Raw genomic sequence first — 15,688 nt, 5'->3', positions numbered from 1 at the left:
ACGAGCCTTTTCTTCTGGGGCGCTGTCGATCTTGTCGAAGTCAACACGAGCCGAACCGAAAACTTCGGAGCAAACGCGAGTCAGAGCAGCGGTCAGAGTGGTTTTACCGTGGTCAACGTGACCGATAGTGCCAACGTTGACGTGCGGTTTGTTACGTTCAAATTTTTCTTTAGCCACGACAATTAACTCCTAGCCTAAAGGGGAGACTGAATCAGCCTTGTTTTTTAACGAGAGCTTCGACGATGTTCGACGGAGCTTCGGCGTATTTGGAGAATTCCATGGAGTAGCTCGCGCGACCCTGAGACATGGAACGAACGTCAGTTGCATAACCGAACATTTCACCCAGTGGCACTTCAGCACGGATAACCTTGCCGGACACCGAGTCATCCATACCCTGAATCAGACCACGACGACGGTTCAGGTCACCCATCACGTCACCCATGTAGTCCTCTGGGGTTACAACTTCAACCTTCATGATCGGCTCGAGCACAACGCCGCCACCCTTCTGGGCCAGCTGCTTGGTCGCCATGGAGGCTGCCACCTTGAACGCCATCTCGTTGGAGTCGACGTCGTGGTAGGAACCATCAAACACGGTAGCCTTCAGGCCGATCAGCGGATAACCGGCAACGACGCCGTTCTTCATCTGCTCTTCGATACCCTTCTGGATAGCCGGGATGTATTCCTTAGGAACCACACCACCAACAACTTCGTTGGTGAAGACCAGACCTTCGGTGATGTTGCCGTTCGCATCGACGTCTGGCTCCGAGAAACGGATCCAGCAGTGACCGAACTGACCGCGACCGCCGGACTGACGAACGAACTTGCCTTCGATCTCGACGTTGCTCTTGCTGATCTTCTCGCGGTACGAAACCTGCGGCTTGCCGATGTTGGCTTCGACGTTGAACTCGCGCTTCATGCGGTCAACGAGGATGTCCAGGTGCAGCTCACCCATACCGGAGATGATGGTCTGGCCAGTCTCTTCGTCGGTCTTGACGCGGAACGACGGGTCTTCCTGAGCCAGCTTGCCCAGTGCAATACCCATCTTTTCCTGGTCCTGCTTGGTTTTCGGCTCTACCGCTACCGAAATTACAGGCTCAGGGAAGTCCATACGCTCAAGAATGATCTGCTTGTCGAGATCGCACAGAGTGTCACCAGTGGTGACGTCCTTCATGCCGATCAGAGCAGCGATGTCGCCTGCACGTACTTCTTTGATCTCTTCACGCTGGTTGGCGTGCATCTGCACCATACGACCAACGCGCTCTTTCTTACCCTTGACCGAGTTGATCACGGAGTCGCCCGAGCTCAGGAAGCCCGAGTAAACGCGCACGAAAGTCAGAGTACCAACGAACGGGTCGGTAGCAATCTTGAATGCCAGAGCCGAGAACGGTTCAGCATCGTCAGCATGACGCTCGTCGTAGTCAGCCTCTACCAGCTCATCCTTCGGCTTCTCGATGAGATCCGGATGGATACCCTTGATCGCCGGGATCTCGGTAGGAGCAGGCAGGAAGTCGATAACGGCATCGAGAACCAGGGGAACGCCCTTGTTCTTGAACGACGAACCGCAGACGGCCGGAACGATCTCGCTAGCCAGGGTGCGCGCACGCAGACCGGCCTTGATCTCTTCGACAGTCAGGTCACCTTCTTCAAGGTACTTGTTCATCAGCTCTTCGTTGGCTTCAGCAGCAGCTTCAACCATGTTGGAGCGCCACTCGTTAGCCAGGTCCAGCATATCGGCAGGAATTTCTTCCTCGCGATAGGTAGTACCCTTGTCGTCGTCGTTCCAGTAGATAGCCTTCATCTTGATCAGATCAACCTGACCTTCGAAGTTATCTTCAGCACCGATAGCCAGCTGGACCGGAACCGGGGTATGACCCAGGCGGTTCTTGATCTGACCAACAACGCGCAGGAAGTTGGCACCGGCACGGTCCATCTTGTTCACGTAAACAACACGTGGAACACCGTACTTGTTGGCTTGACGCCATACGGTTTCAGACTGAGGCTCAACACCGGAAGTACCGCAGAACACAACGACCGCGCCGTCGAGTACACGCAGGGAGCGCTCTACTTCAATGGTGAAGTCAACGTGGCCAGGGGTATCGATAACGTTTACACGATAGTTATCGTATTGGCCGCGCGAACCTTTCCAGAAGGTAGTTACAGCAGCGGAGGTAATGGTAATACCGCGCTCCTGCTCCTGCACCATCCAGTCGGTGGTCGCAGCGCCGTCATGCACCTCACCCATCTTGTGGCTGAGACCTGTGTAGAACAGGATCCGCTCGGTAGTGGTAGTCTTGCCCGCGTCAACGTGAGCACAGATACCGATGTTACGGTAGCGGTTGATTGCTGTAGTACGAGCCATAAAGCCCTCGCAAAATGAATGATGCCGATATTAGAAGCGGTAGTGCGAGAAAGCCTTGTTGGCTTCAGCCATACGGTGAACGTCTTCACGCTTCTTAACTGCAGCACCTTTGCCTTCGGCAGCGTCCAGCAGTTCGCCAGCCAAACGCAGAGCCATAGACTTCTCGCCGCGCTTGCGGGCGAAGTCTACCAACCAGCGCATTGCCAGAGCGTTACGACGGGACGGACGAACTTCGACCGGAACCTGGTAAGTAGCACCGCCTACACGGCGCGACTTCACTTCGACCAGCGGAGCGATGGCGTCGAGAGCTTTCTCGAAGATTTCCAGGGGATCGCTGTTCTTGCGCTCTTTAACTTTTTCCAGCGCGCCATAAACGATACGCTCGGCAACGGCTTTCTTGCCGCTTTCCATTACGTGGTTCATGAACTTGGCGAGGATCTGGCTTCCGTATTTCGGATCGTCCAGAATCTCACGTTTGGCTGCTACGCGACGTCTTGGCATTGATAAGCCCTCAAACGGTCTTCAGGTTAGCTCGGGACAGTTGATCCAATGGACGCGTGCCCGACCTTACTCTTATCGACTCAATATAATTAAAAACTGCAAAACGACCGATTACTTCGGACGCTTGGTACCGTACTTCGAACGACCTTGGTTACGACCTTTAACGCCGGAGGTATCCAGGGAGCCGCGAACGGTGTGGTAACGAACACCTGGCAAGTCTTTTACACGGCCGCCGCGAATCAGTACGACGCTGTGCTCTTGCAGGTTGTGGCCTTCACCGCCGATGTACGAGGAAACCTCGAAACCGTTGGTCAGACGCACACGGCACACTTTACGCAGTGCCGAGTTAGGTTTTTTCGGCGTAGTGGTATACACGCGAGTGCACACGCCACGACGTTGCGGGCAGTTCTGCAGCGCAGGCACGTCGGATTTCTCGACGATACGCTTACGCGGCTGACGTACCAGCTGGTTGATAGTTGCCATCTACTAGCTCCACTGTTGTCTTTCGACATAAACAAAATGGCAGAGCAGGAGCTCCACCAAATTTAGGGGTACAAGAGTCTAAAGAGGATCTTGCCCCCAGTCAAGGCAAGGCCCCGGCCTCCCCGATCAGCGAACCTCGACAAAAAGTGTCTTGATTCTCAATCGAAAAAGCCGGGGCCCCGTCTCAATCTACTGCAGACCTCAATTACCGCTGGAGTTCAGCGCTTCAGTCAGTGCTGCTTCGACTTCGCTTGCGCTTACGCGCAGCGGCTTGTCTGCATCACGACGACGCTTACGCTCGCTGTGGTACGCCAGGCCAGTACCGGCCGGGATCAGACGACCCACGACCACGTTTTCTTTCAGGCCACGCAGGTAGTCGCGCTTGCCAGTTACCGCCGCTTCGGTCAGTACACGGGTGGTCTCTTGGAAAGAGGCCGCCGAGATGAACGATTCGGTGGACAAGGACGCCTTGGTGATACCCAGCAGTACGCGGGTGAACTTGGCGACGAACTTGTCTTCGGTGCTCAGACGCTCGTTTTCTACCAGTACGTGAGTCAGTTCCATCTGGTCGCCCTTGATGAAGCTGGAGTCGCCGGACTCGGCGATTTCAACCTTACGCAGCATCTGACGCAGGATGGTCTCGATGTGCTTGTCGTTGATCTTCACGCCTTGCAGACGGTAAACGTCTTGGATCTCGTTGACGATGTACTTGGCCAGTGCACTGACACCCAGCAGACGCAGGATATCGTGTGGATCGCTCGGACCGTCGGAGATAACTTCGCCGCGGTTCACTTGTTCGCCTTCGAAGACGTTCAGGTGACGCCACTTCGGAATCAGCTCTTCATACGGATCGCTACCGTCGTTCGGGGTAATGACCAGACGGCGCTTGCCCTTGGTCTCTTTACCGAACGCGATGGTGCCGCTGACTTCAGCCAGAATCGACGCTTCCTTCGGACGACGAGCTTCGAACAGGTCGGCAACACGCGGCAGACCACCGGTGATGTCACGGGTCTTCGAAGTTTCTTGCGGAATACGAGCGATAACATCACCGATCGCAATCTGCGCACCGTCGGCAACACCGACCAGGGCGTTAGCCGGCAGGAAGTACTGTGCCGGTACGTCGGTACCTGGCAGCAGCAGATCCTTGCCATCCATACCCACCATCTTCACAGCAGGACGGATGTCCTTGCCGGCAGCTGGACGGTCTTTGACGTCAAGCACTTCAATGTTGGTCATACCGGTCAATTCGTCAGTCTGACGCTTGATCGTGATGCCTTCTTCCATGCCCACGTAGGTCACGGTACCTTTCATTTCGGTAACGATCGGGTGAGTGTGCGGATCCCACTTGGCCACGATAGCGCCAGCGTCGACCTTGTCACCTTCTTTAACCGAAATCACAGCACCGTACGGCAGCTTGTAACGCTCGCGCTCACGACCGAAGTCATCAGCGATTGCCAGCTCACCGGAACGGGACACAGCAACCAGGTGACCATCCACACGCTCAACGTGCTTCAGGTTGTGCAGACGGACGGTACCGCCATTCTTCACCTGAACGCTGTCGGCTGCGGAAGTACGGCTTGCCGCACCACCAATGTGGAACGTACGCATGGTCAGCTGGGTACCCGGCTCACCGATGGATTGGGCAGCGATAACGCCGACCGCCTCACCAATGTTCACCTGGTGACCACGAGCCAGGTCACGGCCGTAGCACTTGGCGCAGATGCCATAGCGGGTTTCGCAACTGATCGGCGAACGCACGATCACTTCGTCGATGCTGTTGAGCTCGATGAATTCAACCCACTTTTCGTCTACCAGGGTGCCGGCAGGAACGATGACGTCCTCGGTACCCGGCTTGAATACGTCACGGGCGATAACACGACCCAATACGCGCTCACCCAGTGGCTCTACAACGTCGCCGCCTTCAATGTGCGGAGTCATCAGCAGGCCGTGTTCGGTGCCGCAATCGATCTCGGTTACAACCAGATCCTGCGCAACGTCCACCAGACGACGAGTCAGGTAACCGGAGTTCGCAGTTTTCAACGCGGTATCCGCCAGACCTTTACGAGCACCGTGAGTCGAGATGAAGTACTGGAGTACGCTCAGACCTTCACGGAAGTTCGCAGTAATCGGCGTTTCGATGATGGAGCCGTCCGGCTTGGCCATCAGACCACGCATACCGGCCAGCTGACGGATCTGTGCTGCGGAACCCCGCGCACCCGAGTCAGCCATCATGTACATCGAGTTGAACGATTCTTGCTCGACTTCGTCGCCATTGCGGTCGATGACCTTCTCTTTCGAGAGGTTGGCCATCATCGCCTTGGATACTTCGTCGTTGGCCTTCGACCAAAGGTCGATCACTTTGTTGTACTTCTCGCCCTGGGTTACCAGGCCGGAGGCGTACTGGCTCTCGATTTCTTTCACTTCGTCGGTGGCAGCACCGATGATGCGAGCTTTTTCATCCGGGATAACGAAGTCGTTAACACCGATGGAAACGCCGGAAATGGTCGAGTAAGCGAAACCGGTGTACATCAACTGGTCAGCGAAGATCACGGTCTCTTTCAGACCAACCACGCGGTAGCACTGGTTGATCAGCTTGGAGATCGCCTTCTTCTTCATCGGCAGGTTGACGACGTCGAACGACAGGCCCTTCGGCACAACCTGGAACAGCAGAGCACGGCCGACAGTGGTGTCGACGATACGGGTGGCGCTCACGCTGCCGCCATCACGATCATTGACGGTTTCGCTGATGCGAACCTTGATCTTGGCGTGCAGAGCAGCTTCGCCGGCGCGGAATACGCGGTCGACTTCCTGCAGGTCCGCGAACACACGACCTTCGCCCTTGGCGTTGATCGCTTCACGGGTCATGTAGTACAGACCCAATACAACGTCCTGCGACGGAACGATGATTGGCTCACCGTTGGCTGGCGACAGAATGTTGTTGGTCGACATCATCAACGCACGCGCTTCCAACTGGGCTTCCAGTGTCAGCGGTACGTGCACGGCCATTTGGTCGCCGTCGAAGTCGGCGTTGTACGCAGCACAGACCAGAGGGTGCAGCTGGATAGCCTTACCTTCGATCAGTACCGGTTCAAACGCCTGGATACCCAGACGGTGAAGGGTCGGTGCACGGTTGAGGAGAACCGGGTGTTCACGGATCACTTCAGCGAGAACGTCCCAAACCTCTGGCAGTTCGCGCTCGACCATCTTCTTGGCGGCTTTGATGGTGGTGGCCAGGCCACGCATTTCCAACTTGCCGAAGATGAACGGCTTGAACAGCTCGAGAGCCATCTTCTTCGGCAGACCGCACTGGTGCAGACGCAGGGTCGGACCTACGGTAATTACCGAACGACCGGAGTAGTCAACACGCTTACCGAGCAAGTTCTGACGGAAACGACCTTGCTTACCCTTGATCATGTCAGCCAGGGATTTCAGAGGACGCTTGTTGGAACCGGTGATAGCGCGGCCACGACGACCGTTGTCGAGCAGTGCATCGACAGCTTCCTGCAACATACGCTTTTCGTTGCGCACGATGATGTCCGGAGCGGACAGATCCAGCAGGCGCTTCAAACGGTTGTTACGGTTGATCACTCGACGATACAGATCGTTGAGGTCGGAAGTCGCGAAACGACCGCCATCCAGCGGGACCAGTGGACGCAGATCTGGCGGCAAAACCGGCAGAACGGTCAGCACCATCCACTCTGGCAAGTTGCCGGAACCCTGGAAGGCTTCCATCAACTTCAGACGCTTGGACAGCTTCTTGATCTTGGTTTCCGAGTTGGTTTGCGGAATCTCTTCACGCAGACGGCCAATCTCGTGCTCCAGGTCGATAGCGTGCAGCAGCTCGCGGACAGCCTCGGCACCCATGCGGGCGTCGAAGTCATCGCCGAACTCTTCCAGCGCTTCGAAGTACTGCTCATCGTTCAGCAGCTGACCTTTTTCAAGTGTGGTCATGCCTGGATCGATAACGACATAGCTCTCGAAGTAGAGAACGCGCTCGATATCACGCAGAGTCATGTCCATCAGCAAGCCGATACGGGACGGCAGTGATTTCAGGAACCAGATGTGGGCAACCGGCGAAGCCAGTTCGATGTGCGCCATGCGCTCACGACGAACCTTGGCCAGTGCAACTTCAACGCCGCACTTCTCGCAGATCACGCCGCGATGCTTCAAGCGCTTGTACTTACCGCACAGGCACTCGTAATCCTTTACCGGGCCAAAGATCTTGGCGCAGAACAGGCCGTCACGCTCAGGCTTGAACGTACGGTAGTTGATGGTTTCCGGCTTTTTAACTTCACCGAACGACCACGAACGGATCATCTCAGGCGAGGCCAATCCGATACGGATGGCGTCGAACTCTTCGACTTGACCCTGGTTTTTCAGCAAATTCAGTAGGTCTTTCAAGGCCTTTCCTCCTGGCGGAGCAGAGAGCGGGCAATCCTGCCCCGCTCTCGATTCGCGTCACGTGTTATTCGGTTTCCAGATCGATATCGATGCCGAGGGAACGAATTTCTTTGATCAACACGTTGAAGGACTCGGGCATGCCCGGCTCCATACGGTGATCGCCGTCCACGATGTTTTTGTACATCTTGGTACGACCGTTCACATCGTCCGACTTCACTGTGAGCATTTCTTGCAGAGTGTATGCAGCACCGTATGCTTCCAGTGCCCAGACCTCCATCTCCCCGAAACGCTGACCACCGAACTGCGCCTTACCACCCAGCGGCTGCTGGGTAACCAGGCTGTACGAACCGGTAGAACGAGCGTGCATCTTGTCGTCTACCAAGTGGTTCAGTTTCAGCATGTACATGTAGCCAACGGTAACTGGACGCTCGAACTTGTTGCCGGTACGGCCGTCGGTCAGTTGCATCTGGCCGCTTTCTGGCAGGTCTGCCAGTTTCAGCATGGCCTTGATTTCGCTTTCCTTGGCACCGTCGAACACCGGAGTGGCCATCGGAACACCGCCGCGCAGGTTGTTCGCCAGATCCAGGATCTCCTGATCGGAGAAGCTGTCCAGGTCTTCGTTACGACCGCCAATCTGGTTGTAGATCTCGTCCAGGAAGGTACGCAGTTCTGCGACCTTGCGCTGCTCTTCGACCATGCGATTGATCTTCTCGCCCAGACCCTTGGCCGCGAGACCCAGGTGAGTTTCGAGGATCTGACCAACGTTCATACGCGAAGGTACGCCCAGCGGGTTGAGGACTACGTCGACCGGAGTGCCATTGGCATCGTGCGGCATGTCTTCAACCGGCATGATCACGGAGACCACACCCTTGTTACCGTGACGACCGGCCATCTTGTCGCCCGGCTGGATGCGACGACGGATTGCCAGGTAGACCTTGACGATTTTCAGCACGCCTGGAGCCAGGTCATCGCCCTGCTGCAGCTTGCGCTTCTTGTCTTCGAACTTGTCGTCCAGCAGACGGCGACGATCAACGATGTAGGCCTGGGCCTTCTCGAGCTGCTCGTTCAGAGCATCTTCAGCCATGCGCAGTTTGAACCACTGGCCGTGCTCAAGACCGTCGAGAACTTCGTCGGTGATTTCCTGGCCTTTCTTCAGGCCGGCGCCGCCTTCGGCTTTATGGCCGACCAGAGCGGAGCGCAGACGTTCGAAGGTCGCACCTTCAACAATGCGGAACTCTTCGTTCAGGTCCTTGCGGATCTCGTCCAGCTGGCTCTTCTCGATCGACAGTGCACGAGCATCACGCTCAACGCCGTCACGAGTGAAGACCTGTACGTCAATGACGGTGCCCTTGGTACCAGTAGGCACACGCAGGGAGGTGTCTTTAACGTCGCTGGCTTTTTCACCGAAGATCGCACGCAGCAGTTTCTCTTCCGGAGTCAGCTGGGTCTCACCTTTCGGAGTGACCTTGCCCACCAGGATGTCGCCCGCGCCAACTTCAGCACCTACATAAACGATACCGGCTTCGTCCAGCTTGTTCAGTGCAGCCTCACCCACGTTCGGGATGTCTGCAGTGATTTCCTCTGGGCCAAGCTTGGTGTCACGAGCCACACAGGTCAGTTCCTGGATGTGGATCGTGGTGAAACGGTCTTCCTGAACCACACGCTCGGACAGGCAGATGGAGTCTTCGAAGTTGAAGCCGTTCCACGCCATGAACGCGATACGCATGTTCTGACCCAGCGCCAGCTCACCCATGTCGGTGGACGGACCATCGGCCATGATGTCGCTGCGCTGAACCCGATCACCCTTGCTCACCAGCGGACGCTGGTTGATGCAGGTGTTCTGGTTGGAGCGGGTGTACTTGGTCAGGTTGTAGATGTCGACACCGGCTTCACCGGTTTCAACTTCGTCATCAGCAACACGAACCACGATACGGCTGGCATCGACCGAGTCGATCACACCGCCACGACGAGCCACGACGCAAACGCCGGAGTCACGGGCAACGTTGCGCTCCATGCCGGTACCTACCAGCGGCTTGTCAGCACGCAGGGTCGGTACAGCCTGACGCTGCATGTTGGAACCCATCAATGCACGGTTGGCGTCGTCGTGCTCGAGAAACGGAATCAGCGACGCTGCAACCGAAACTACCTGCTTCGGCGAAACGTCCATCAAGGTGACGTCTTCCGGCGCCTTGACGGTGAATTCGTTCAAGTGACGAACAGCTACCAGCTCATCGATCAACTGACCTTTGTCGTTCATCGTCGCCGAAGCCTGGGCGATCACGTGATCGGCCTCTTCGATAGCGGACAGGAACACGATCTCGTCGGTTACCAGAGCGTCTTTCACCACACGGTACGGGCTCTCGAGGAAGCCGTACTGGTTGGTGCGCGCATAGGCTGCCAGGGAGTTGATCAGACCGATGTTCGGACCTTCCGGCGTTTCAATCGGGCATACACGACCGTAGTGGGTCGGGTGTACGTCACGGACTTCGAAGCCTGCACGCTCACGGGTCAGACCACCTGGGCCAAGTGCAGAAACACGACGCTTGTGGGTGATCTCGGACAGCGGGTTGTTCTGGTCCATGAACTGGGACAGCTGGCTGGAACCGAAGAACTCTTTCACTGCCGCAGCCACTGGCTTGGCATTGATCAGGTCTTGCGGCATCAGGCCTTCGCTTTCAGCCATCGACAGGCGCTCTTTGACCGCACGCTCTACACGCACCAGGCCAACGCGGAACTGGTTCTCGGCCATTTCGCCAACACAGCGAACACGACGGTTACCCAGGTGGTCGATGTCGTCGACGATGCCTTTACCGTTACGGATGTCGACCAGAGTCTTCAGTACGGCAACGATGTCTTCTTTGCACAGAACGCCGGAACCTTCGATCTCGGTACGACCGATACGACGGTTGAACTTCATCCGGCCAACGGCGGACAGATCATACCGCTCAGGGCTGAAGAACAGGTTGTTGAACAGAGTCTCGGCAGCATCTTTGGTCGGTGGCTCGCCAGGACGCATCATGCGATAGATCTCGACCAGGGCTTCCAATTGGTTGCTGGTGGAGTCGATCTTCAGAGTGTCAGAGACGAACGGACCGCAGTCGATGTCGTTGGTGTACAGAGTCTCGATGCGAACGACCTGAGCCTTGGCGATTTTCGCCAGGATCTCGGTGTTCAGCTCGGTGTTGCACTCTGCCAGGATTTCACCGGTAGCCGGGTGCACGATAGCCTTGGCGGTGGTACGACCCAGGACGTAGTCCAGAGGTACATCCAGCTCTTTGATACCGGCTTTTTCCAGCTGGTTGATGTGACGAGCGGTGATACGACGACCCTGCTCGACAATAACCTTGCCCTTGTCATCCTGGATGTCCAGAACGGCAATCTCACCACGCAGGCGCTGAGGCACCAGCTCCAGGCTCAGGCTCTCGCCTTTCACGTGGAATACGTTGGTGGTGTAGAAAGCGTCCAGCACTTCTTCAGTGGTATAGCCCAGCGCGCGCAGCAGAACCGATGCCGGCAGCTTGCGACGACGGTCGATACGGACGAACACGCAGTCTTTCGGGTCGAACTCGAAGTCCAGCCACGAACCGCGGTAAGGAATGATCCGCGCGGAATACAGCAGCTTACCGGAGCTGTGCGTCTTGCCACGGTCGTGGTCGAAGAATACGCCAGGGGAACGGTGCAGCTGGGAAACGATTACACGCTCGGTACCGTTGATTACGAAGGTACCGTTCTCAGTCATCAGGGGAATTTCACCCATGTAGACTTCTTGCTCTTTGATGTCCTTGATCGCTTTGTTCGACGATTCTTTGTCGAAAATGATCAGACGGACTTTTACCCGCAAAGGTACGGCGTAAGTTACACCACGCAACACGCATTCTTTAACATCAAACGCCGGTTCGCCCAGGCGATAACCGACATACTCCAACGCAGCATTGCCGGAGTAGCTGATGATCGGGAAAACGGATTTGAAGGCCGCATGCAGGCCCACGTCGCGGAACTGATCTTTAGTCGCTCCCGCTTGCAAGAATTCACGATACGAATCCAGCTGGATGGCCAGGAGGTACGGCACATCCATGACGTCCGGCAACTTGCTAAAGTCCTTGCGGATACGTTTTTTCTCAGTATATGAGTAAGCCATCAGCGTTCCCCAGCTTGGTCACCTGCTTATTCGGCTCCTCCCGACGGGAGCAGCCAGAAAATCGTGCAAACCCTTTGGTTTGCGCCACCGCACAGGGTGGGCTACAGCACGTTACTGGCACCGACCCAGTCGGTCGCCAATAACGGAAAAAGGCCGGTGGCAAAAGCCACCAGCCATCAGCCGTTCGCTTAACGCTTGGGCTGGAGACACAAAGTCGATGCTTACTTGAGCTCGACTTTAGCGCCTGCTTCTTCCAGAGCTGCTTTGGCTTTGTCAGCTGCTTCTTTAGCAACAGCTTCCAGAACCATGGCAGGAGCGCCGTCAACTACAGCCTTGGCTTCTTTCAGGCCCAGACCGGTCAATTCACGTACAGCCTTGATCACGTTAACTTTCTTCTCGCCAGCTTCGGTCAGCATGACGTTGAATTCAGTTTGCTCTTCAACAACAGCGGCAGCAGCAGCTGGGCCAGCAGCGGCAACAGCAGCGGTAACGCCGAAGGTTTCTTCCATTGCTTTGATCAGCTCAACAACTTCCAGAACGGTTTTCTGGCCGATTGCTTCGATGATTTGCTCGTTAGTCAGAGACATGACTATAAATTCCTGTATTGGGGTGACAGCCTACGCAGCCATCAAATTAAACATATGATTTTGAAAGGGCTTGCAGTGCCTTAGGCAGCAGCAGCTTCTTTCTGGTCGCGAATAGCCGCCAGAGTACGAGCCAGCTTGCTGGTAGCGCCTTGAATCACGCTCATCAGCTTCGCAATAGCTTCGTCGCGAGTTGGCAGCGAAGCCAACACGTCGATCTCGTTTGCTGCGAGGTACTTGCCCTCGAACGCAGCTGCCTTGATCTCGAACTTTTCCTGACCCTTTGCGAACTCTTTGAAAATACGAGCGGCAGCGCCCGGATGTTCCTTGGAGAATGCAATCAGGGTAGGGCCGACGAACGCGTCGTTGAGCACGTCATATTGAGTGCCTTCAACAGCGCGCTTGAGCAGGGTGTTACGTACGACACGTACATAAACACCAGCTTCGCGGGCCTCTTTACGGAGTCCGGTCATAGCGCCTACTGTCACACCACGGGCATCAGCCACGACAGCGGACAGAGCGGCTTTGGCAGCCTCGTTGACTTCAGCGACGATGGCCTTCTTGTCTTCGAGTTTAATTGCCACGGGTTTAACTCCTGCTTGTTACCGTTTCATCCAACCGGAGCTGGATGTCGTTTTGGTGTCTGATTCGGTAAGGAACCGGGAGCACCATCTGCGTAGGCTTGAGGTTTAAGACTTGCGTCGCCTACGGTCTTGGATAGCCCCCGCCAGGCAGGGACCCCAATTTTTCAGCGCGCGCAATTACTTGCACGCGCTTGTGTCTTATACGTCCAGCGAACCCTGGTCGATGACCAGACCTGGGCCCATAGTGGTGCTCAGGGTAACGCGCTTGACGTAGATGCCTTTCGAAGAAGCTGGCTTGATACGCTTCAGGTCAGCGATCAGAGCTTCAACGTTTTCCTTCAGCTTGACGGCGTCGAAGCCGACCTTGCCAACGGAAGTGTGGATGATGCCGTTTTTGTCGGTGCGATAGCGAACCTGACCAGCCTTGGCGTTCTTAACTGCCGAAGCTACGTCTGGAGTAACGGTACCGACTTTCGGGTTAGGCATCAGGCCGCGAGGACCCAGAACCTGACCCAGCTGACCCACAACGCGCATTGCATCCGGGGAAGCAATAACCACGTCATAGTTCAGGTCGCCGCCTTTCATTTCGGCAGCCAGATCGTCCATACCTACGCGGTCTGCACCGGCAGCCAGAGCAGCTTCAGCTGCTGGGCCCTGGGTGAACACAGCTACACGTACAGTCTTGCCAGTGCCGTGTGGCAGCACAGTAGCGCTACGAACAACCTGGTCAGATTTACGTGGGTCTACGCCCAGGTTCACAGCAACGTCTACGGACTCGCTGAACTTAACGGTCGACAGCTCGGTCAGGAGAGCGGCGGCTTCTACGAAGTTGTAGGCCTTGCCTGCTTCAATCTTGCCGGCGATAGCCTTTTGGCGCTTGGTCAGCTTAGCCATTACACACCCTCCACGTTAAGGCCCATGCTACGAGCAGAACCGGCGATAGTACGCACGGCTGCATCCATATCAGCTGCAGTCAGATCCGCGTTTTTGGTTTTCGCGATTTCTTCCAGCTGAGCACGGGTAACAGTGCCAACCTTAACGGTGTTTGGACGAGCGGAACCGCTGGTCAGGCCAGCAGCTTTCTTCAGCAGAACCGAAGCAGGGGTGCTCTTAGTTTCGAAAGTGAAGCTGCGGTCACTGTAAACAGTGATGATCACAGGAGTCGGCAGGCCTGGCTCAAGACCCTGAGTACGGGCGTTGAAAGCCTTGCAGAACTCCATGATGTTCACGCCGTGCTGACCCAGAGCTGGACCAACGGGTGGACTTGGGTTGGCCTGAGCGGCCTTAACTTGCAGCTTGATGTAAGCAGTAATCTTCTTAGCCATGAGGCACTCCAATTACGGGTTCAGACGCCTAGATAGGCTCCCCGGTTACTTGCGCGTTTATCCCAGTGACGACAAAACCCCACAGCCTAAGGCTGCGGGGTATGGGATTCTCGTTCAGTTATGCCTTCTCGACCTGACTGAACTCTAGCTCTACCGGAGTAGAGCGACCGAAAATGAGCACTGCCACCTGAATGCGGCTCTTTTCGTAGTTAACTTCTTCGACCGTACCGTTAAAGTCAGCGAATGGGCCGTCAGTAACACGAACCACCTCACCCGGCTCAAACAGGGTCTTAGGCTTGGGCTTGTCGCTGCCATCAGCAACGCGACGCAGAATCGCTTCCGCTTCTTTGTCAGTGATAGGAGCCGGCTTATCGGCAGTACCACCAATAAAGCCCATGACACGAGGAGTGTCCTTGACCAAGTGCCAAGTACCCTCATTCATGTCCATCTGCACCAGCACATAGCCTGGAAAGAATTTACGCTCGCTTTTGCGCTTCTGGCCATTGCGCATCTCAACCACTTCTTCAGTGGGGACCAGAATCTCGCCGAAGCCATCTTCCATGCCAGCCAGCTTCACACGCTCGATCAACGAACGCATTACATGCTTCTCGTAACCCGAGTAAGCATGCACAACGTACCAACGCTTAGCCACGGGACACCCTTAGCCAACAATCAAGGAAACAAGCCAACCGAGCAGGGAATCTAGCCCCCACAACAGCAACGCCATGACCAGAACCACAGCCACAACAATCAACGTGGTCTGCGTGGTCTCTTGGCGAGTTGGCCATACGACTTTACGAATCTCAGTGCGCGCTTCCTTAACCAGGACAAAGAACGACTTACCCTTGGCAGTCTGCAAGCCAACGAAGGCAGCAACTGCGGCAATGACAAGTAGCGCCAAGACACGGTACAGGATCGGCGAAGCAGAGTAGTACTGATTGCCAACAACACCAACAATCACCAAGGCAACAACAACCAGCCACTTGAGCAGATCGAAGCGAGAGCCTTGAGCTTCAGCCTTAGGAGTCATCTATGAAGATCCTGTGAAAAGAAAGCCAGACACATTGAGTGAATCTGGCAGGTCAGGAGGGAATCGAACCCCCAACCTACGGTTTTGGAGACCGTCGCTCTGCCAATTGAGCTACTGACCTAAAAACAAAATCAGGCCGACCATTATGTCGGCCCGATGGAGATATATCAAGAACTTATTCGATGACCTTGGCTACGACGCCAGCGCCGACGGTACGACCGCCTTCACGGATAGCGAAACGCAGACCATCTTCCATCGCGATGGTTTTGATCAGAGTGACAGT

Annotated in this window: 12 protein-coding genes, 1 tRNA gene and 1 pseudogene; all 14 read right to left on the bottom strand. The window is 55.8% G+C overall.

What is annotated here, in order from left to right:
- Positions 1-177: GTP-binding protein (locus BLS75_RS31735; protein WP_233447047.1), on the bottom strand; the 177-nt coding region annotated here is incomplete at its 3' end.
- Positions 178-211: 34 nt separating this feature from the next.
- Positions 212-2,359 carry an elongation factor G gene (fusA, locus tag BLS75_RS31730; RefSeq protein ID WP_011063777.1) on the bottom strand — a complete coding sequence of 716 codons (2,148 nt, stop codon included), beginning with the start codon at positions 2,357-2,359 and terminating at the stop codon, positions 212-214.
- 30 nt (positions 2,360-2,389) lie between these two features.
- Positions 2,390-2,860 (bottom strand): 30S ribosomal protein S7, encoded by a 471-nt coding sequence (rpsG, locus tag BLS75_RS31725; protein ID WP_007925959.1) that lies wholly within the window; start codon positions 2,858-2,860, stop codon positions 2,390-2,392.
- Between the two features lie 111 nt (positions 2,861-2,971).
- Positions 2,972-3,343 carry a 30S ribosomal protein S12 gene (gene rpsL / locus BLS75_RS31720; RefSeq protein WP_003186084.1) on the bottom strand — a complete coding sequence of 124 codons (372 nt, stop codon included), beginning with the start codon at positions 3,341-3,343 and terminating at the stop codon, positions 2,972-2,974.
- A 201-nt stretch (positions 3,344-3,544) separates the two neighbouring features.
- Positions 3,545-7,744 (bottom strand): DNA-directed RNA polymerase subunit beta', encoded by a 4,200-nt coding sequence (gene rpoC / locus BLS75_RS31715; RefSeq protein ID WP_011063778.1) that lies wholly within the window; start codon positions 7,742-7,744, stop codon positions 3,545-3,547.
- Between the two features lie 64 nt (positions 7,745-7,808).
- Positions 7,809-11,882 carry a DNA-directed RNA polymerase subunit beta gene (gene rpoB / locus BLS75_RS31710; protein WP_072453185.1) on the bottom strand — a complete coding sequence of 1,358 codons (4,074 nt, stop codon included), beginning with the start codon at positions 11,880-11,882 and terminating at the stop codon, positions 7,809-7,811.
- 221 nt (positions 11,883-12,103) lie between these two features.
- Positions 12,104-12,469 (bottom strand): 50S ribosomal protein L7/L12, encoded by a 366-nt coding sequence (gene rplL, locus BLS75_RS31705; RefSeq protein WP_011063780.1) that lies wholly within the window; start codon positions 12,467-12,469, stop codon positions 12,104-12,106.
- 80 nt (positions 12,470-12,549) lie between these two features.
- A complete protein-coding gene (gene rplJ, locus BLS75_RS31700) occupies positions 12,550-13,050 on the bottom strand; it encodes a 50S ribosomal protein L10 (RefSeq protein WP_011063781.1) in 501 nt (166 codons plus the stop codon).
- 198 nt (positions 13,051-13,248) lie between these two features.
- Complete coding sequence (rplA, locus tag BLS75_RS31695) at positions 13,249-13,944, bottom strand: 50S ribosomal protein L1 (protein WP_011063782.1); 696 nt, start codon at positions 13,942-13,944, stop codon at positions 13,249-13,251.
- Entirely contained in the window at positions 13,944-14,375 is a 432-nt protein-coding gene (gene rplK, locus BLS75_RS31690; RefSeq protein WP_003176435.1) for a 50S ribosomal protein L11, read from the bottom strand. Before rplK ends, rplA begins: the two co-directional genes overlap by 1 nt.
- A gap of 118 nt (positions 14,376-14,493) precedes the next feature.
- A complete protein-coding gene (gene nusG, locus BLS75_RS31685; protein ID WP_002555501.1) occupies positions 14,494-15,027 on the bottom strand; it encodes a transcription termination/antitermination protein NusG in 534 nt (177 codons plus the stop codon).
- Between the two features lie 9 nt (positions 15,028-15,036).
- Positions 15,037-15,405, bottom strand: coding sequence for a preprotein translocase subunit SecE (gene secE, locus BLS75_RS31680; protein WP_011063783.1), 369 nt, complete (start codon positions 15,403-15,405; stop codon positions 15,037-15,039).
- A gap of 45 nt (positions 15,406-15,450) precedes the next feature.
- A tRNA-Trp gene (locus BLS75_RS31675) sits at positions 15,451-15,526 on the bottom strand.
- 54 nt (positions 15,527-15,580) lie between these two features.
- Positions 15,581-15,688 (bottom strand): annotated as a pseudogene (locus tag BLS75_RS31670) (elongation factor Tu); the annotation flags it as partial.

Source organism: Pseudomonas sp. NFPP12 (genome assembly GCF_900103205.1).
Classification (GTDB): Bacteria; Pseudomonadota; Gammaproteobacteria; order Pseudomonadales; family Pseudomonadaceae; genus Aquipseudomonas; species Aquipseudomonas protegens.
The sequence above is the reverse complement of the archived record's forward strand: the minus strand, read 5'-3'. Positions and strand labels throughout refer to the sequence as shown.